This is a genomic window from Agrobacterium sp. SORGH_AS 787, from assembly GCF_030819035.1.
Lineage (GTDB): Bacteria > Pseudomonadota > Alphaproteobacteria > Rhizobiales > Rhizobiaceae > Agrobacterium > Agrobacterium larrymoorei_B.
Map to the genome: position 1 here is coordinate 1256761 of NZ_JAUTBG010000002.1, position 17812 is coordinate 1274572.

The 17812-nt window shown below is 56.4% G+C and carries 16 protein-coding genes and 1 tRNA gene; 12 read left to right on the top strand and 5 right to left on the bottom strand.

Annotated features, from left to right (window positions below; genetic code table 11):
• The first annotated feature begins 80 nt into the window (after nucleotides 1–80).
• Nucleotides 81–458 (top strand): hypothetical protein, encoded by a 378-nt coding sequence (locus tag QE435_RS15345; RefSeq protein ID WP_309772246.1) that lies wholly within the window; start codon nucleotides 81–83, stop codon nucleotides 456–458.
• Nucleotides 459–581: 123 nt separating this feature from the next.
• Here QE435_RS15345 and yihA read toward each other — a convergent pair whose 3' ends face one another.
• Genes yihA through rpmH form a run of 4 tightly spaced genes read right to left on the bottom strand, consistent with a single transcriptional unit; the run spans nucleotide 582 to nucleotide 3592 of the window.
• A complete protein-coding gene (gene yihA, locus QE435_RS15350; protein WP_306930732.1) occupies nucleotides 582–1229 on the bottom strand; it encodes a ribosome biogenesis GTP-binding protein YihA/YsxC in 648 nt (215 codons plus the stop codon).
• On the bottom strand, nucleotides 1226–3040 hold the full coding sequence (gene yidC / locus QE435_RS15355) for a membrane protein insertase YidC (RefSeq protein WP_349041898.1): 1815 nt from the start codon (nucleotides 3038–3040) through the stop codon (nucleotides 1226–1228). The genes yihA and yidC overlap by 4 nt, the downstream gene beginning before the upstream one ends.
• The gene (rnpA, locus tag QE435_RS15360; RefSeq protein WP_306930734.1) at nucleotides 3040–3423 is read right to left on the bottom strand and encodes a ribonuclease P protein component; all 384 of its coding nucleotides are present in this window, start codon (nucleotides 3421–3423) and stop codon (nucleotides 3040–3042) included. The genes yidC and rnpA overlap by 1 nt, the downstream gene beginning before the upstream one ends.
• 31 nt (nucleotides 3424–3454) lie before the next feature.
• Complete coding sequence (rpmH, locus tag QE435_RS15365) at nucleotides 3455–3592, bottom strand: 50S ribosomal protein L34 (protein ID WP_010972613.1); 138 nt, start codon at nucleotides 3590–3592, stop codon at nucleotides 3455–3457.
• Between the two features lie 357 nt (nucleotides 3593–3949).
• Between rpmH and QE435_RS15370 the strand changes: the two genes are divergently transcribed.
• The 8 genes from QE435_RS15370 (at nucleotide 3950) to QE435_RS15405 (ending at nucleotide 12597) form a co-directional block, all read left to right on the top strand.
• Nucleotides 3950–5959 carry a methyl-accepting chemotaxis protein gene (locus QE435_RS15370; RefSeq protein WP_349041899.1) on the top strand — a complete coding sequence of 670 codons (2010 nt, stop codon included), beginning with the start codon at nucleotides 3950–3952 and terminating at the stop codon, nucleotides 5957–5959.
• A gap of 270 nt (nucleotides 5960–6229) precedes the next feature.
• A complete protein-coding gene (locus QE435_RS15375) occupies nucleotides 6230–7651 on the top strand; it encodes a HAMP domain-containing sensor histidine kinase (RefSeq protein WP_349042873.1) in 1422 nt (473 codons plus the stop codon).
• Between the two features lie 209 nt (nucleotides 7652–7860).
• Nucleotides 7861–7937: transfer RNA gene (locus QE435_RS15380), tRNA-Arg, on the top strand.
• A gap of 100 nt (nucleotides 7938–8037) precedes the next feature.
• Nucleotides 8038–9144, top strand: a complete 1107-nt coding sequence (locus QE435_RS15385) for a DUF6538 domain-containing protein (RefSeq protein ID WP_349041900.1) — start codon at nucleotides 8038–8040, stop codon at nucleotides 9142–9144.
• Between the two features lie 140 nt (nucleotides 9145–9284).
• Nucleotides 9285–9896 carry a hypothetical protein gene (locus QE435_RS15390; protein WP_349041901.1) on the top strand — a complete coding sequence of 204 codons (612 nt, stop codon included), beginning with the start codon at nucleotides 9285–9287 and terminating at the stop codon, nucleotides 9894–9896.
• On the top strand, nucleotides 9893–10642 hold the full coding sequence (locus QE435_RS15395) for a hypothetical protein (RefSeq protein ID WP_349041902.1): 750 nt from the start codon (nucleotides 9893–9895) through the stop codon (nucleotides 10640–10642). The genes QE435_RS15390 and QE435_RS15395 overlap by 4 nt, the downstream gene beginning before the upstream one ends.
• A gap of 405 nt (nucleotides 10643–11047) precedes the next feature.
• Nucleotides 11048–11551: a hypothetical protein gene (locus QE435_RS15400; RefSeq protein ID WP_349041903.1), complete on the top strand. Its 504-nt coding sequence runs from the start codon at nucleotides 11048–11050 to the stop codon at nucleotides 11549–11551.
• Nucleotides 11552–11700: 149 nt separating this feature from the next.
• On the top strand, nucleotides 11701–12597 hold the full coding sequence (locus QE435_RS15405) for an HNH endonuclease (RefSeq protein WP_349041904.1): 897 nt from the start codon (nucleotides 11701–11703) through the stop codon (nucleotides 12595–12597).
• Nucleotides 12598–12634: 37 nt separating this feature from the next.
• On the opposite strand, the gene QE435_RS15410 is transcribed toward QE435_RS15405, so the two are convergent.
• Nucleotides 12635–13270 (bottom strand): hypothetical protein, encoded by a 636-nt coding sequence (locus QE435_RS15410; RefSeq protein WP_349041905.1) that lies wholly within the window; start codon nucleotides 13268–13270, stop codon nucleotides 12635–12637.
• Nucleotides 13271–13965: 695 nt separating this feature from the next.
• Here QE435_RS15410 and QE435_RS15415 point away from each other — a divergent pair.
• The 3 genes from QE435_RS15415 (at nucleotide 13966) to QE435_RS15425 (ending at nucleotide 17730) form a co-directional block, all read left to right on the top strand.
• The gene (locus tag QE435_RS15415) at nucleotides 13966–15108 is read left to right on the top strand and encodes a DUF707 domain-containing protein (RefSeq protein WP_309772262.1); all 1143 of its coding nucleotides are present in this window, start codon (nucleotides 13966–13968) and stop codon (nucleotides 15106–15108) included.
• Nucleotides 15109–15279: 171 nt separating this feature from the next.
• On the top strand, nucleotides 15280–16611 hold the full coding sequence (locus QE435_RS15420) for an alpha/beta hydrolase (protein WP_349041906.1): 1332 nt from the start codon (nucleotides 15280–15282) through the stop codon (nucleotides 16609–16611).
• 66 nt (nucleotides 16612–16677) lie between these two features.
• Nucleotides 16678–17730, top strand: coding sequence for a 4-hydroxyproline epimerase (locus QE435_RS15425; RefSeq protein WP_349041907.1), 1053 nt, complete (start codon nucleotides 16678–16680; stop codon nucleotides 17728–17730).
• Nucleotides 17731–17812 lie beyond the last annotated feature (82 nt).

The following is a 17812-nucleotide window of genomic DNA, read 5'->3' on the forward strand; positions in this document are numbered from 1 at the left end:
TCTGCGTCCGGCCGATCGAGGTTCGAATCGGCAGGCTGTCATGATGACGGTGGCGCGAAGCAGCGGAGTTTAACGAAGACATGGCCTTGCCGGATAAGGATATGCGCGGCGGTTTGAAGGATCAGGTGCTGGCGGGCAAATATGTGCTCGGCGCGCTGCCGGAAGACGTGAAAGCCGAGCTTGCCGAAAGGGTTCGTAAAGACCAGCAATTCGCCACCATCGTGCGACGCTGGGAAGACAATCTTGCTGAGACCGAAGTGCGAGAACAGCGTACCTTCGCATCCTACGTGGATGCCTCGATGGATCACGCACTTCGCAGATCGGACGATAAGCTGCATCGCAGTATCTATGGCCGTTTCGCCATCCTCACAGCTCTGTGGAACTCCACGCGCTTCTGGCGGATGACGACGCTTGCGGCCATTCTATGGGCCGCGGTGCTGCTCTTCACTGCTGTGTAAAGCGTGTCGCGCAAAAGTGTGCAGCGGCTTTGCGATAACGGAATGCGATAACACAAAGAAGTAAAGCATGAGGCGAGTCTAAAAGATCGCGACACGCTTTAAACAGTCCGGGCCCTGGCATTGTCAGGGCTGCGGGTAGCCAACTGTTTTCAGGATCTCGGCGCGCAGTTCATCGAGACCAGCCGATTTTTCCGATGACGTTGCCAGAACTTCCGGATAGGCGGCAGGCCGCTTGCGGATCTTTTCCAGTGTTTCACTGATGAGGCGAGGAACGGCGGGTTCCTTGATCTTGTCAGTCTTCGTCAAAACGATCTGATAGGAGACGGCCGCCTTGTCGAGAAGGCTCAAGACGTCCTCGTCATTCTTTTTGATGCCATGGCGGGAATCGATCAGCACATAGACGCGCTTCAGTGTTGCCCGGCCACGCAAGTAATCGAAGACGAGCTTGGTCCAGTTATCGACCTGGTCCTTGGGCGCCTGTGCGTAGCCATAGCCCGGCATGTCGACCAGCGCCATCGGAGGCAGATCGTCTCCAGCGCCGGAATAGCCCTCTGGCACGAAGTAGTTGAGTTCCTGTGTGCGGCCAGGCGTGTTCGATGTGCGGGCCAGTCCCTTGTGACCGACAAGCGCATTGATCAGCGAAGACTTGCCGACATTCGAACGCCCGGCGAAAGCGATTTCTGCCGGGCCTTCGGGAGGAAGGAACTTCATGGCCGGAACGCCGCGGATGAAAATCCACGGCCTTCCGAAGAGGGGCTTGTCAGCCGTCATTTGGATTGCACCGGCTTTCGTTTGAACAACCCTTTGATATTGTCAAAGAGCTCGATCTTGGCACCGTGGCGCTTCATGATCACGGCCTGCTGCGAGATCGACAGGGTATTGTTCCATGCCCAGTAGATCACGAGACCGGCCGGGAAAGACGCCAGCATGAAGGTGAAGATCAGCGGCATCCAGGTAAAGATCATCGCCTGGGTCGGGTCGGGTGGCGTCGGGTTCATGCGCATCTGCAGAAACATCGTGATGCCCATGATGATAGGCCAGACGCCGATCATCAGGAAGTGCGGCACGTCATAGGGCAGAAGACCGAACAGGTTGAAGAGCGAGGTCGGATCTGGCGCAGACAGGTCGTGGATCCAGCCGAAGAAAGGCGCGTGACGCATTTCGATCGTGACGTAGATGACCTTGTAGAGCGCGAAGAAGACCGGGATCTGCAGAAGCATCGGCCAGCAGCCGGCAATCGGATTGATCTTCTCTTCCTTGTAGAGCTGCATCATCGCCTGCTGCATGCCCATGCGGTCGTCGCCGAACTTGGCCTTCAGCTCCTCGATCTTGGGCTGCATGCGCTTCATGTTTGCCATGGAGGCATATTGCTTGCTGGCAAGCGGGAAGAACAGGAGCTTGACGACGATGGTGGTCAGCAGGATCGCCACGCCGAAATTGCCAAAGTAACGGAAGAAGAAATCCATCAGTTTGAACATCGGCTTGGTGATGAAGTAGAACCAGCCCCAGTCGATCAGCAGATCGAACTTCGGAATGGAATACTGCTTCTCGTAGCGATCGACCAGCGGCACTTCTTTCGCGCCGGCAAAGATCATATTCTTCAGCTCGGTGGAAGCGCCCGGCGCCACCGTCAGGGCATCGCTGCGATAGTCGGCCTGATAACGCGGCTGACCATCGGTGAAGTGCGAGTAGCGGGTTTCGACAGCCTTGTCCTGCGGAGGAACGATCGCCGCCGCCCAGTACTTGTCGGTGATGCCGAGCCAGCCACCGGTTGCCTTCGGCAGGACATAGGGCTGTTCCTCGACCTTCTTATAGGTCTCTTCCGTCAGGCTGCCATCAGCACCGGCAACGCCCAGGAAGCCTTCGTGGATAACGAAGACGGACGGGGTGACCGGCTTGTTGTTGCGGGTGATACGGCCATAGGCGGAAAGTGTGATTGCTTCCTGACCAGGGTTCTCGATCTTGTCGGTGACGGTGATCATATAGTGATCGTCGATCGAGATGGTGCGGTTGAAGACCACACCCTTTTCGTTGGTGTAGGAAAGTGTGACCGGCGTCGTCTCGGTCAGTTTCGCACCGGCTGGCGCGGTCCAGACCGTGGTCGGGCCAGGCACGGAGCCAACGCCCTCATTGCCGATATAGCCGAGTTCGGTGAAGTAGCCGTCATGCGTCTCTGCGGGCGAGAGGAGCGTGATGATCGGGCTCGAGTTATCCACCGTCTCATGGTAGTCTTTCAGACGAACGTCATCGAGACGCGCACCCGTCAGATTGATGGAGCCGGCAATGGCGTTGGTGTCGATTTCGACGCGCGGCGTCTTCGCCAGCGCTTCGGCGCGCGTAATGGTCGCGGCCTGCTGGCTGGCGGTGCCGGGGAGAGTGCCGTTCGACGTTGTCGCCGGGGCGGACGAGCCGTCGGCAGGGGCCGTCGTGGTCTGTGTCTGTTGCGTGGCCTGCTGCGCCTGGCGTGCCTCTTCGGCGCGGCGCTGCTGTTCGATACGCGGGTTCATGTAGAGAAACTGCCAGGCAAGTACGATGACAACCGAAAGGGCGATCGCGATAAAGTAATTGCGGTTTTTTTCCATCATTCTTTCCTGGAGCGGGTCTCCCGGGAGCGTCCGTTTTTCGCGCGTCCCTCGATCCGCTCTATGAGCAAGTTTTCCAGTACGGCGAAGTCGGTATTCAATGCGTCCCTTCGGGCGACAATCACATAGTCATGCCCGGGTTTCATTGCAAACCCGGCAGAAAGCCTGACGGCTTCCCTGAGGCGGCGACGCATACGGTTGCGTTCCACCGCGTTTCCCTGGCGCTTCGTTACGGTAAAACCGACCCTGGGTTCGGTTTCAGGAGCCTGCCGATCCAGGACCTCCAGAAGAAAAGCGCTTCCACGCCTCTTTTCGCCCGCCTGAACGGCAAGGAAATCCGGCCGGTTTTTCAACCGACCGGGCATTTTTTTCTTATCTGTCATCTGCCGCGACTTTCATCGGGCAACCACTTGATTAAGCGGACAGACGTGCGCGACCGCGAGCGCGGCGAGCTGCAAGAACCTTGCGGCCGCCAGCTGTAGCCATGCGAGCACGGAAACCATGACGGCGCTTGCGAACAAGCTTGGACGGTTGGAAAGTACGCTTCGACATTTATTTAATACCGCGGGGTGCGGCCCTTCTTGACTTTGCCCTTATGGGCAAGAGCGTTTCGACTGATGCCCGGAAAACCATCATAGACTGCAAAATGCCCGGACGTGCGGGCTTATAAGGGCTTATGGCCCGCAAAGTCAATTGGTGAACCGCATCACGCGCTCACAGCGCACGAACCGAAGGGCACGGCTTTTCACAGCACTGTTGATCCTGCTGCCATCGGTTAGCTTTTCATTATTCTTGCACATAAGTAAAATCTGAAATTGTTTTTTAATTGACGTTTAATAACGTTCTTGTGACCAGGCAGCCGGGGGCGCTCTTGGCTAGGGGGATCTGGGATATCGGGGGGAATTCGCAGTGAAAATTCGGAGCAAGATCAATCTTCTCGTTGGCTTTTTGAGCCTTGTCGCCTGTAGTATCGGCGGTCTTTCGATTTACGCCATCAACAAATATCAGACCCACGCGATCGCTCTGGATGCCGTTGCAGATCGTGCCCGCTATGGCGAAACCCTCAACCGGCTCGTTACCGCGGTCGTCATGGAATCTCGCGGCGTATATGCGGCGAAGGACACAGCGGCCGCGGCGAAGTTCGCCGACGGCATCGTCACCAACCTCGACGCGATGGCCGCGCTTCTGAAAGAATGGAAGCTTCGCGTCCCTGCTTATCAGGTCGCTGCTTTCGACAATATCGAAAAGCGCTTTGCCGAGTTTCGCACTTTCCGCAGTGAGACGGCCCGTCTTGGCCGCGAAGTCGGTCCTCAGGAAGCCAGCATCCAGGGCAACAACGAAGCCAACCGGGAAAACCGCAAGGCCTATCAAGGCGAAATCGACGCGGTGGTGAAGGGCGACCTTAAGGATCTCGACGCGATCAAGGCAGAGATTGAAGGCTTCGGCCATGTCATCTTTCTGGTTGTCGCTCTCGTCACCATTACTGGCGTCGGTGCTGGAGCCATCATCGGGCTTTATGTCGGATCCAGGCAGCTGAGTGCACCGATCCTGAAGGTGTCGGAGGTGATGAAGTCTGTCGCCGACGGTCATCTCGAAGCCCAGGTTCCTTATCTCGACCGTAAGGACGAGATTGGCGAAATGGCTTCGGCCGTCGAAGTCTTCAAGCGCAATGGTTTGGATATGCGCCGCATGAATGCGCAGGAGACCGCCATGCGCGCCAAGAGCGACGATCTGCAGGCGGGTATGGCGGATGTGGTTGGCGCTGCGGCACAAGGCGATTTCAGCCGCCGCATCACCAAGGATTACGGCGACGACAACCTCAACCGTTTCGCAAAGACGATCAACGATCTTCTCGGCAGCGTCGATAGCGGCGTCTCCGGAGCGGGCCGCGTGATGGCCGACCTTGCGAAGGGCGATCTGACACGCGCCATGAACGGCGAATTCCATGGTGTGTTCGCCGAGCTTCAGGCCAACATCAACGACACGATGTCCAAGCTGAAAGCGACGATGGCGGAGGTGCGCGACAGCACCGGCGGCATCAATGACAACGCCAATGAGCTGCGCTCAGCGGCTGACGATCTGTCAAAGCGTACGGAGCAGCAGGCGGCAGCCTTGGAGGAGACCTCCGCGGCACTGGACGAAATCACCGCCGTTGTGAAGAACTCTACCGCACGCGCTCAGGAAGCGAGCGCCATGGTGTCCGAAACGAAAGAGAAGACGGCCCATTCCGCGAAAGTGGTTCGCGATGCAGTCAGCGCTATGGGCCGGATCGAGCAGGCGTCGCGCGAAATCAGCCAGATCATCAACGTCATCGATGAGATCGCATTCCAGACGAACCTCCTGGCTCTGAACGCAGGCGTTGAGGCCGCACGTGCAGGTGAAGCGGGCAAGGGCTTCGCAGTCGTTGCGCAAGAGGTGCGCGAGCTGGCGCAGCGTTCGGCCAATGCCGCAAAGGACATCAAGGCGCTCATCACCAAATCTGGAGCGGAGGTTGGCAGTGGCGTGACGCTCGTTCGCCAGACGGGTGCGGCACTCGAAGACATCGAGACGCGCATCTTGAGCATCAACGACCATATTCATTCGATTGCCACAGCAGCACAGGAGCAGGCGACAGGTCTTCAAGAAGTCAACACGGCCATCAACCAGATGGATCAGGTAACACAGCGAAATGCCGCCATGGTGGAGGAAACCTCTGCTGCAACTCATAAGCTCAGCGGCGAAGCGGCAACGCTGGTCTCGCTGGTCGGCCGCTTCCGCCTTGGGAACGAGACTTCGCAGGCTCAAAGATCTGCGGCTCCAGCCCGATCGTCCTCTACGCCAGTTGCCTCTCCGGCGCGCAGAATGATGGGCACGGTGGCACGCGCTTTCAGCAGCTCCGCCGCAGTTGCACCGAGCAAGGACGAGTGGCAGGAGTTCTGATCACATAACTTTGGCCGATACGGAGCGCCGCCGTTCAGGCGGCGTTTTCCGTTTTGCCCATCGAATTGTGTATCCGCCTTGCATCCGTTTGAAATTTCGTGTCGAATCCTTATGATATCCTCAAATGACGCTGTTTGCCGAATTGGACGCCGCCAAGGCTTCTGACCGCTGGCCGGCAGACCAACAGGAAAAGCCCTGGTGTTTTCAGCACTCAGAAACCGGATGAATGGCGAGCGGGAGGATGAGGCCACGAGCCGCCCCCTGCGCGAGATGCCTGGCCTGACCCAAGGCCTGTCCGGACGCCTTCTTCTGTTGACGATCATTTTCGTCATGATCGCCGAAATTCTGATCTTCGTGCCGTCCGTCGCCAATATGCGCCTGGCATGGCTGCGTGACAGGTTGAACACCGCCGCTGCTGCGGGCGTGGTGATCGACGGTCTTCAGACGGAACTTCCCCGAAGCGTCCAGAACGACACGCTGCTCGCGACCGGCGCAAAGCTCATTGCACTGAAGAAGGATGGCACATCCACTCTTCTCGCCGCCACCGAAGTGCCGCCGAGTGTCGACGATCAATACGACCTTTCGGACGTCTCGCAACTGCAGGCGGTGCGCGACGCCTTCTCAGTGCTGCTCTTCGGCCAGAACCGCGTCATCCGTGTCTTCGACGTGATCGGCGACAGCAACATGATCATCGAAATCGTGATGAGCGAGAATAAGCTGCGCGCCGCGATGATCGCCTATGCCGGCAACGTGTTGATGATTTCGGTGGCGCTGTCGCTGATCACTGCAAGCCTGATTTTCGTCTCCATCAACCGCATCCTGATCCGTCCGATCCGGCGATTGACCGTTGGCATGCAGACCTTCTCGGAGCGACCAGACGATCCTGCAAGCCTGTTCAAGCCGGAAGAGGGGACCGATGAGCTGGCGGTTGCTGGACGACACCTCGCTGACATGCAGGTGCAATTGCAAAAGACGTTACGGCAACAGAAGAACCTCGCCGATCTGGGTCTCGCCGTCTCCAAGATCAACCACGACATGCGCAACATCCTGGCGTCCGCCCAGCTCATGTCGGATAGGCTGGTGGATGTCGAAGATCCCATGGTCCGCAGCTTCGCGCCAAAGCTTCTGAGAACCATCGACCGCGCCGTCGGTTACACGAGCGAAGTGCTCGCCTATGGAAAGGCAACCGAAGGCGCGCCAAAACGCCGCCTGATCGAGCTTGCTGAAGTGGTTCAGGACGTGAAGGACATCCTCGCCATCGAACCGGAGAGCGGGATCGAGTTCGTCGACACCATTCCGGAAGGTCTGAAGATCGATGCCGACAGCGAGCAACTGTTTCGGGTTCTCTACAACCTCTGTAAAAACAGCGTGCAGGCGCTTCAACAGGCCAATGGGTCCGACTACCCAGCAAAGCGCCTGACGATTGCCGCCCAGCGCAACGATGCCGCCGTCAGCATCGTCATCGACGACAACGGTCCCGGCATGCCGCAGAAGGCCCGCGAAAACCTGTTCTCGGCCTTCCGCGGCTCCGCACGCTCTGGCGGAACCGGCCTCGGCCTTGCTATTGCCCGAGAGCTTGTCCTGTCCCACCGAGGAACGATTGCCCTTGTCGAGAAGGCCGATCGCGGCACGCAATTCCGCATCGAAATCCCCGACCGTCCCCGGCCCGGATCGACTGCGGCCACGAGCTAGTTTTACTGCCGATCCTGCTACCCTGCACACCGCCAATACGCCATGCCTTTTTTATCGCGAATTTGATCCCCAAATAGGTCTTGTCGAAAAATCATTTATTTTCAACATCTTGTGAAATTCATTGCAGGAAAATGACGATTTGAAAACAAAATCGCTTGCATTCGAGGGTGGGACGTTTTAGAGGATCGCCACGCCAGCAGAACAGGCACGCACCCGTAGCTCAGCTGGATAGAGCACCAGACTACGAATCTGGGGGTCAGGAGTTCGAATCTCTTCGGGTGCGCCATTCTTTTCCTAATGCATTGTACTGCCAAAATATCTAAGGTTTCAGGACCTTAGCGCAAGCCCTCTGCTACACTTCGGTTACGCACAAGGGTTTCACACTCATGGCAGGAATCACCTACATGCAAAGGCGTCCCGGATCAGGCATCTACCAATTTCGAAAGCGGCTCCCGAAAGAGTTAGCTGGTCAGGTTGCCCCGGATCACATCAAGCGCCACCTCCCTGAGCTCATCAACACTGATACCGGATGCTTCAAGCGTGAGCTTGTGGTGTCTCTTGGCACTAACGATTTGCGAGTCGCCAAACGCAAAGACCTCGCGGAAGCCCTCAAGGCCGCTGACCTTTTCGAGAGAGCACGGCAGCTCTTGCTGAGCGGAGACAAGGGCACCTCGCAGCGAACGCCTTCCATTTTACCCGATAGCGCGACCATTCAGGCGTGGGCCTTCCGTTCGGTCTTGGTAGCGGATGAGCAGACGAGGAAGCAGGGAGACTTTCGCAAGCAGCTACAGACCCCCCAAGAGCGGAGCCAATGGCCAGACCTTGAGCGTATCCGTTTTGGGGGCATGGGCATGGAGGCAATCCATCTTGAGGTCCATGGGGAAGAGCTGGACATGTGGCTTGCCGACTACCGGGATGCTCTCGCTCGATACGATATCACCATCATCCAGAAAGAGCTTCATGCCTACCTTACAGAAAACCGCTTTCCCATTGAGCCGCACTCTGAGTTTTACCAAGAGGCTGGCTTAGCGATCCTGCGGGGATATGTGGAAGGCTATGAAGCGGCCAAGCTTAGGCAAACCGGCAAGAACATACTGACTCCCGCCCAGCCTAGCCCCGTTGAGCGCGGCCCGAAGCTGTCTGAAGCGTTTGCCGAATGGAAGGCGGGGAGCCCAGCGAGAGGCGGCAAGAAGCCAACCGGGACGACTGTGCGGGAAGCTGAGCGTGTCGTCCGGTTCTTCACGGAGTGGCACGGGGACCTGCACCTTGCCGACATCACCAAAGAGAAAGCCCGCGAGTTTCGCAATGCGTTAGCCAGGATGCCCACACGTCTGAAGGGGAAGCAGCGAACCATGTCTTTCAGGCAGCTCATTGAGAGTGCTTCTTGCGGGGAGGGGGAGGTTGCTCACGCGGCAAGCGTCAATAAGTATCTCAACCTTTTGGTGGCGCTTGTCAGCAACGCGGAGCGGGATGGCTATACCTTTTCGAAGTGACTTTGGAGGCTGAGAGTACGCCTTCGGGGATGGGATAAGATGTATCGCGTCGGGCACTCTCTACCGATCCGGGAAATGCAAAACGACACTACCGAATCGCGTAGTATTAAGGCATCGTAGCCTGCGGGAAAGGGGGCTCCATGACCAACGTAAAGCTACATATTAATATTACTCAGGGTATCATTGACGCTGAGGGCGATCAGGACTTCGTTTGGCGTGTCTATGAGGATTTCAAGGACAGGATTGTTAGCATCAATCCCAGTGCCGCCCCTCCGATAGCTGACAATCAAGACGCTACAGAGGTAACGCCAGACATCCAAACAGTTCAAGCGGACAAGCAACGTAAAAAACCGAAGAGGCGTGCGTCCCCTGTGGCAGTGTCTACGGGTGGTAAAGAAAAGTCCGCGCCGCGCATCACCAGCCACAAACCGAGACTCCTTCACGATCTAGATACCGGTGGTATCAAAGAGTTTCTGGCCCAGTTCAACCTGACGAACAACTCCGACATTATTGCTGCGATAGGGAAATTTCTCGAAACCAAGGGGCGGCCGATGGCCAGCGTCGATGCATATTTCACCTGCTTTCACGATGCATCCATAAAACCACCTGAGGCGTTCGGGCAAGCATTTGTGAAGGCGCGTGGAAACACGAAAGGCTATATTACGTTTACAACCGCTGACGACATTGAGCTTACGATACGCGGACGCAATCGCGTAGATCACGGCGATATCAAAAAGACAGTTGATGCATGAGGCCTGCCGTAACCCGATTCTATGAGAGTATTACCGACCGAGCTTCAGTAACCGACAGGGACCTAACGTCGTTCTTTGTGTATTTCCTTACGGTGGAGCAGGGTGAGGAGGCCGTAACCGCTAAAAGCGTTGCCCCGTGCTTCTCAAGCTGTGACCTCGCGGTTCCCACCAGACTCTCAGCCTACCTGTCGGAGGGGCTGAAGGCCAAGCCACAGCGATACGTAAAGACACCCTCTGGTTACCGTTTGCACCGCGTTTTCAGCGACACACTCTCAGGTCAGTTTGGGTCCAACCGCGTTGTGCTTCAGACCAGTGCAGAGCTACGATCTCTTGAGAAGAACTTTGATGACGGACCCAAAAAGCGTTTCTTGGCGGAGGCTGTTGACTGCTTCGAAGCCAACGCTAATCGAGCCGCAATCGTGATGGTGTGGATACTAGCAATAGATCATCTCTTTGAATACGTCCTCACTTCCAAGCTTAACGATTTCAACTCGTCGTTGGCGGCAAGTCCGGACAAGAGGATCAAAAAGGTCTCGACCAAGGAAGACCTTTCAGAACTCAAGGAAAGCAAGTTCATCGAGCTTTGCCGCTCCGCAAACATCATTTCTAACGATGTCCGGAAGATACTTGAAGACGCCCTTGGTGTCAGGAACACAGCCGCGCACCCCTCTTCGGTGGAGGTCACACGAAGTAAGGCAATAGCCGTGATAGAGGACCTAATCCTCAACGTGGTCAAGAAGTTCTGACTGAGGCACCTGGTTAACTTCCTGCGTGCTTCAAGCATCCTACTCAGCCAGACGCCAGCATTAAGGTGGCCAGGGGAGGCTCTTTGCTGCGCATGGGGAGCGGCCTAGGGGGACCGGGGGAAACCCTCGCTGCCGCTGCTACGTGATTACCTCTGAGATATGTGACCCCTGTGTAAGTCGGGACGGTGACTTGAAGTAGCCTCTCAGCCACGAGACCTCAATGCACACAAATAACGAGGTCTTAAGCTGAAAGGTCGGCATTGAGGGAGACATCAGGGTGAAGCGCACAGGTTGTGAACAAGGCAGTTTCCACATGAAGTTTAGTTGCCAAAGCCTTCCGAGTCGCTACCATAAGCCACTGTAATGCAGTCCATTGTCTGCATTCGGGAATGAGTGGGGGTACATATGGCGGTAGAATTAGCATTAGTCTCTGACCTCGCGGGAACATTGAAAACCGCAGCAGAGCTAGCGAAAACTGTGAAAGACGCAAATGACATGCCCACCATAAAGGGCAAAATCATTGAGATGCAAGACCTTCTCCTAACCGCACAATCCTCAACAATGGCTGCATCAACAAAGCTCTTTGAGTTGCTTCAAGAAAACGCGTCACTGAAGCGTGAAGTTGAAGCTGCGGATGTCTGGAGGTCTACCGCACAGAGGTATGCACTCAAAGACTACGGTGGGGGTACGTTCGCTTACGAGCTCAAACCCGAGGAGACCAGAGGGGAACCCATTCACAAGATTTGTCCGGTGTGTTTCGAAGCTAACAAACGATCCGTGTTACAGTTTAGGGGGCGTACCGCCTCACGGCAGGAGATGTTTAGGTGTATGCCTTGCGAGCACGATTACTTTTTTGGGACGGCTGATACCTCCAACTGGAACAGGCGTAACCATAGTGACGGCTGGTGACAACTCGGCTCAGGTGTGCATCTAAACGAGAGGCAACCCGATTGGCTCCTCCAGACTTTGCTAGAAACATCATCGACAATTTATCCCGGAGGGCAGCGCTAAGGTGCAGCAACCCGGATTGCGATAAGCTCACGACTGGCCCCAATTTGGTGGACAGCAAGGCTACGAACATAGGTGAGGCTGCTCACATTTACGGAGCGCGGCCTGGTGCGGCCCGTTATCGACCCGAAATGTCTGATGATGAAAGAGCTTCCATCTCAAACGCAATTTGGCTTTGCAGTGACTGCCATGGTCAGATTGACAAGGATGCTGGTAGGTTTCCCGAAAACCTTTTGCTGATCTGGAAAGAAAAGCATGAAGAGAAGCTAATGCAGGAAATAGGAAAACCTGGCGAGCTCCTTAGGCGCTTGGCAAACGATCGGGAGATTGGGCAACTGGGGTCAATTCCCCTTTATGCAGAGCAGATTATCCGCGAGAAGCCACCGTACTGGGAGTACATGTTAACAGCTGAGTTGCTGGATTATCATCTTAAGCCCGTTTTGAGGGCGGCAAGAGACCTAGAGCTGGGCCTCTCGGTGAGACCGAGAATACACCTGCCACGCGGTGAGTTCTTTCTATGGATGGGCACAAAACCAGCTGACCTAAGAGCATTCATACAAGCTCTGGAAGGGCTCTTAGAAGAATTTCGTAATGCTTGGGGAGCACCAGGGCAGCCAGGTGATGCAGAGTTGATCTCCCACGTAGCGCAGCTTGTCGGTAGGGCAGCCCGTCATATGGTGGAAGTTGCTGAGGAAGCCAAGTTCACTAATGTTCCTGAGGGTTTTGAGGGGCTGGCCGACTGCTTAGTTGATGGTGCGCTTCATCCCATCAAGAACCTGCCTGAGCTTTCGAAGTTTATCAGATCAATTTTCCACTCCACCTCAAACCCAAGTAGCAACTTTGAGTACGTTCTTAAAATAGAAATGCCAGAGGGCTGGACTGAGCGCTTTCGACGAGAGCTTGCGAAAGGCCAGGCCGCACTAGAGGCACGTGGAGGTGAGTGGTAAAACGATGCTCTTGCCTACCAAAAGAGCGTCAGAGCAACTACTCGTTGGGCTTAGCTTCAGGCAGCGGCAGCTTATCACCTACTAGCCAAGGCTTTCCCAGCGTGGAGGACACAATATCGCGGGCCTCAACCACCGAAACGCCAGAAGCCACCAGCCGCAACAACTCGTTATACATTCTGATGTGATGCTCAGGGTCTTTCCTCAAAAACTCAGGAAGCTCCTTCCCCTGTCGGCAAGCAACAAGCGAAACCCCATCGTCTGCATCCCGCCACTCAATGAGAGGGTCTGGTATAAAGTCGAAGCGCGACGATAGCTCCACCGTCTGTGGCGTAAGGCAAAGCCATTGGCTTCCCATCTTGACCACAGAATGCAATATCAAATCTTCGCCTAGTACCATCCACCCAAACACATGACGACTTGAGCCGGTCGTGTCGTTAGCCTCCTGCGTGGCGCAGTTGGTATGGCAGTCGTAGGGCACCATGTCGGCGGCTAGGAGTTCCTGTTTAGGTGGGCGCGTTACGACCACACGAGGAAGAGCAGTTACATCATTGTACGCCTGCGTCTCGTTTTCGGTAACTGGCCTAGCGAAGATCGCAGTATTCCTCAGGATTAGGTCATCTATTCCCAGAGCTGTTTTCGGGGCAATCGTGTTTGAAAGCAGATAGTTTTCCATTGTCGTATTGTCTCCACAGTAACGAGAATCGCCTGACCTCTAGCTCCACGAATATAAGTACATCAAGAAGGCACTTTCCACGTCCGCCCCCATCTGCTACACACAGCGTAACTGGATGGCTTGCGCCACATTGTTTTGGTTAAGCTTTTAGGAAATTTAGGCGTTTCTCTTCGGGTGTGCCATTTCCTCTTCTTTAATTAGTACACGTTTTGTTTCGCATCATTGTTGCAAGGGTGCGTGTTTATGCCTTGCAGGTCGTCCTCCTGTTCATCGAGTCTGTTATGCGCTCGATTTCGATCGGGAATGGTGATCGAGGATTTCTCTAGTTACTTCGGCATATGGCCTTCGATTTTCTTCCTTAGCCAGATTGCCACCGGCAGATAGCTTCTGGAAACCGACAAGTCGTGGCAAAGCTAGAATGATGGGACGCAATGATTTGCGTGACTCTTCACTCGGTCGGGATATTGAAACCACCTGACGCGGGCGCTGGATAACGCAGTGCTTGAGGTATGTGTGCTTAAAATCTGGCCTATTTTGGGGTCGTGTGATAGCGGTTTCAGTCTTTATCCTTTAACTAGATTGAGTGCCGCTTGTTACCTCAAGTAACGCCGTAAGCTTCGCACCATACAAACTTGTCATCTACTTCTTGAGAATTGATCAGAAGCCTGCTTATGGCGAGCCAAGGTGCGGAACGAATGCTGACTATGCAACAAAACACGGCAACGGCGATGCCAGCTTCGCCAGTTGAGACGACTGTCGATGAAGAATGGGCATCTTGTCCAGCACTTGATGAGACTGCTTTAAGCGGCACTTTTTGGCAGCTCTTTGATGGTGATCGTCGCACTCTCGCGAACTTCCTCGTTCTAGCTCCGCAAGGTTTGCTGGGCGGTTTTGCTTCATCATCGGCGAATATGTGGGCAGTTGTGAACGGCAGGCTATGCCTCATTGGAGAGAATGGCCTTCCTTCAGTCGTGTTCGCCGCCGCGCGGATCATCGAAGGGACGATTGTCGGTTTTGCGGGGCGTGGCACGATCGACGGGCGATCAAATCTCTACGTTCTTGCAACGACCGAACACCCGCAACATCCGCAATTCTCGTCGCCACCAAACGAGGAAAGACGTGCACTGTTCACCACCCAACCGGAGGGCGGCCCCTTACGCCCCAACCTCGTCATCGTTCCCGCTGGAGCGGGCTCTCTCCATCCGCGATGGCTCGAGGACGTAACCTCTTTGACTCGCAATTGGGACCTTTGCATTGGCTATTACGGTGTGGAGGAGCCAGCCATCGCATCGGCATTTGAATATCTCGCGCACATCCCTTCGACGAAGAAATTCAGGCTGCTCTACAATTTGCTGTATGATGGGAGCCCTCTGTGGAAGTATGAAGCCATCTGGTTACCCGACGATGATCTTGATGGTACCGGGACCGATATTAATCGCATGTTTCACATTTTCCGCCAGCACGGACTTGATCTCGCTCAGCCTGCCCTGAAAGCCGGTCCCAACTCCTTCCCGACGCACCCGATCACGGTGGCGCAGCCAGGCAGTGTTTTGAGGCACGAACCGTTCGTGGAAATCATGTGCCCGATTTTCTCGAAAAGAGCGTTGAAAATCTGCGTGGGCTCCATGAAGGATGTCATGTCGGGCTACGGTCTCGATCATCTGTGGCCATCCTTTCTTGGAAATCCGCGCTCACGCATGGGCATCATCGACGCGGTCTCCTTCGCCCATACACGGCCTATCGGCGCGACCTACAATGTGCAGGCGGCAGTCGATGAGCAAACAGAGCTTTTCCACGCCTATGGCTTCACCTATCGCAGGATAGCAGGCGTTTGGTGAGGCCGATCTTCATAGCCGGTCTGCGGCTATGAAGACACAGCAACACCTAAAAGCGGCGGCTGGTAACACCTTTACCGGTCGCCAACACCCTTTCATTCTGCAATAAACAGGGCGGTTGATCGCCAATGGTTCCTGTTTTTCGGCGCCCTTGGCCTGTCCTGGAGTATCGGAATGGCCGCAAGGCTTGTTGCTTTGGTCACCTTGCTGACCGTTCTCGCCGGCTGCGGCGGGCGTCCGGTCGGGGTGATGACGCCAACGGGGCAGGTGGTGCAGGGCACGACGCCGGTCAGTCTGCTGGTGGCGACGACACGTGCGCCGGCTGAGGACAAGGCGGTGCTGTTCGGCGGAGAGCGCGGCACGGGTCTGAAGGTGGATGCCGTCACCGTCTCCATTCCGCCGGCTGCCAACCGCAAGGTGGGCCAGGTGCAGTGGCCGAAGAAGCTTCCGCCGGATCCGTTGAAGGACTTCACCACAATTTCGGTGGAGCCCGTCACCTCGGCGGCCGAGACGCGCAGCTGGATCAAGCGCCACAGCCCGAAGGACAGGCGCGTTCTGGTCTTCGTCCATGGCTTCAACAACCGCTACGAAGAATCGGTCTACCGGTTTGCTCAGATCGTCCATGACTCCGGAACGGACGTCGTTCCAGTCGTGTTCACATGGCCCTCGCGCGCCAGCATTTTCGATTACAATTACGACAAGGAAAGCACAAACTATTCGCGCGATGCGCTTGAGGAGATGCTGACGCGCCTTGCGAAGGATAGCTCGGTCAGTGACATCACCGTCATGGCCCACTCCATGGGCACATGGCTTGCAGTGGAAGCACTGCGCCAGATGGCAATCCGCAACGGCCATGTGCTGCCGAAGATCAACAACGTGATCCTGGCGGCTCCCGATCTCGACGTGGATGTCTTCGGCCGTCAATATGCAAGTCTTGGCAAGGACAAGCCGAAATTCACCCTCTTCGTCTCGCAGGATGACCGGGCGCTGAGCCTGTCGCGCCGCATCTCCGGCAATGTCGATCGCCTCGGCCAGATCGATCCGGCGGCGGAACCCTATCGCAGCGAATTGGAGAAGGCAGGCATCACGGTTCTCGATCTCACCAAGCTGCAATCGGGCGACCGCCTTAACCACGGCAAGTTTGCCGAAAGTCCGGAAGTCGTTAAGCTGATCGGCGACCGCCTGATCGCCGGTCAGACGGTGACGGATTCCGATGTGGGTCTTGGCGAAGCCATTGGTGCCGTCGGCATCGGTGCGGCACAGACGGTCGGCACGGCGGCAAGCGTGGCCATTAGCGCGCCGATTGCTGTCTTCGATCCGCGCACGCGGGAAAATTACGGACGGCAAGTGGAGCGTCTCGGTCGCTCCGTGGAAAACACCGTCGGCTCGGTGGGTGACACCGCGACCAGCGTTGTCGATCCGCAGGTCCTCGATAGCGGAAATCGCAGCCAGACGGATTGTTCGCTTCGCGCCAAACGCAACAGCGCGGCCTGCCGCAGCCGCTGATCTGCCAATATACAAACAGTATTTAATCCGCTATGAGGGGGAAATCCCCTTTTGGAGTAATGCCCCATGCGCTGGAAACGTACCCTTCAGCTTCTCGATGTTCATTGCGAAGGAGAGATCGGCCGCGTCGCCACCGGTGGCGTGCCGAAGATTCCGGGCGCCACGGTTGCCGAGCAACTGCACTGGCTGAACACCGATCCGAAGGGGGAGAAGCTTCGTCGATTCTTGACGCTTGAGCCACGCGGGACGCCGATCGGCTCCGTCAATCTGCTGCTGCCACCCAAGCACCCGGATGCTGATGCCGCCTTCGTCATTCTCCAACCCGACCAGGCGCATGCAAGCTCCGGCTCCAACTCCATTTGCGCCACGACTGCACTGCTTGAAAGCGGAATGGTGGAGATGAAGGAGCCTGAGACCATCGTAATGCTGGAAACCGCAGCCGGCCTCGTCAAGGCCACTGCCACCTGCCGGGATGGCCGCTGCGAAAAGGTCAAGCTCACCATGGTGCCGTCCTTCGTGCATAAACTGGATGTCGAGATCGACACGCCCGACTGGGGCCGTATCCGTATGGATATTTCCTATGGCGGCATCTTTTACGCGCTCGTGGATGTGCGCCAGATCGGGCTCACCATCGACAAGGCCAACGCTGCCAAGCTCGTGGCTGCCGGCATGGTGCTGAAGGATATCGTCAACCGCGATATCCCAGTCGTGCATCCGGAAATCCCCGCCATTTCCGGCGTCGCCTATGTGATGTTCCGAGATACGGAAGAGGATGGCACAATCCGCACCTGCACCACCATGTGGCCGGGCCGTGCCGATCGCTCGCCCTGTGGCACCGGCAACTCCGCTAATCTGGCGACGCTCCATGCGCGCGGCAAGGTGAAGGTGGGGGACACCTATAAGTCCCGCTCCATCATCGGCACGGAGTTCGAGGTTGGGCTGTCGGCGCTGGCACAGGTGGCGGGCAAAGATGCGGTCATCCCCACCATTACCGGTCGAGGCTTCACCTTCGGTCTGCACCAGATCGCGCTCGATCCGTTCGATCCACTGGCGGATGGCTTTGCCATGACCGATGTCTGGGGCCCGCAGGCGGGCTCGATCGGTGAGGCGAAAAAGTAGCCCGAAGTCACGCCAAGGCGCTGTTTTATTCCGTGGAAAGGTGCTAAGCGGGCCGCACCCCATACATTGTTCTTCGCAAGGT

Bases quoted from the DNA above. Each gene is read 5' to 3' on its own strand.
- QE435_RS15345 (WP_309772246.1), top strand. From the start codon at position 81: ATGGCCTTGCCGGATAAGGATATGCGCGGCGGTTTGAAGGATCAGGTG.
- yihA (WP_306930732.1), bottom strand. From the start codon at position 1,229: ATGACGGCTGACAAGCCCCTCTTCGGAAGGCCGTGGATTTTCATCCGC.
- yidC (WP_349041898.1), bottom strand. From the start codon at position 3,040: ATGGAAAAAAACCGCAATTACTTTATCGCGATCGCCCTTTCGGTTGTC.
- rnpA (WP_306930734.1), bottom strand. From the start codon at position 3,423: ATGACAGATAAGAAAAAAATGCCCGGTCGGTTGAAAAACCGGCCGGAT.
- rpmH (WP_010972613.1), bottom strand. From the start codon at position 3,592: ATGTCGAAGCGTACTTTCCAACCGTCCAAGCTTGTTCGCAAGCGCCGT.
- QE435_RS15375 (WP_349042873.1), top strand. From the start codon at position 6,230: ATGCCTGGCCTGACCCAAGGCCTGTCCGGACGCCTTCTTCTGTTGACG.
- QE435_RS15385 (WP_349041900.1), top strand. From the start codon at position 8,038: ATGGCAGGAATCACCTACATGCAAAGGCGTCCCGGATCAGGCATCTAC.
- QE435_RS15390 (WP_349041901.1), top strand. From the start codon at position 9,285: ATGACCAACGTAAAGCTACATATTAATATTACTCAGGGTATCATTGAC.
- QE435_RS15395 (WP_349041902.1), top strand. From the start codon at position 9,893: ATGAGGCCTGCCGTAACCCGATTCTATGAGAGTATTACCGACCGAGCT.
- QE435_RS15400 (WP_349041903.1), top strand. From the start codon at position 11,048: ATGGCGGTAGAATTAGCATTAGTCTCTGACCTCGCGGGAACATTGAAA.
- QE435_RS15410 (WP_349041905.1), bottom strand. From the start codon at position 13,270: ATGGAAAACTATCTGCTTTCAAACACGATTGCCCCGAAAACAGCTCTG.
- QE435_RS15415 (WP_309772262.1), top strand. From the start codon at position 13,966: ATGCTGACTATGCAACAAAACACGGCAACGGCGATGCCAGCTTCGCCA.
- QE435_RS15420 (WP_349041906.1), top strand. From the start codon at position 15,280: ATGGCCGCAAGGCTTGTTGCTTTGGTCACCTTGCTGACCGTTCTCGCC.
- QE435_RS15425 (WP_349041907.1), top strand. From the start codon at position 16,678: ATGCGCTGGAAACGTACCCTTCAGCTTCTCGATGTTCATTGCGAAGGA.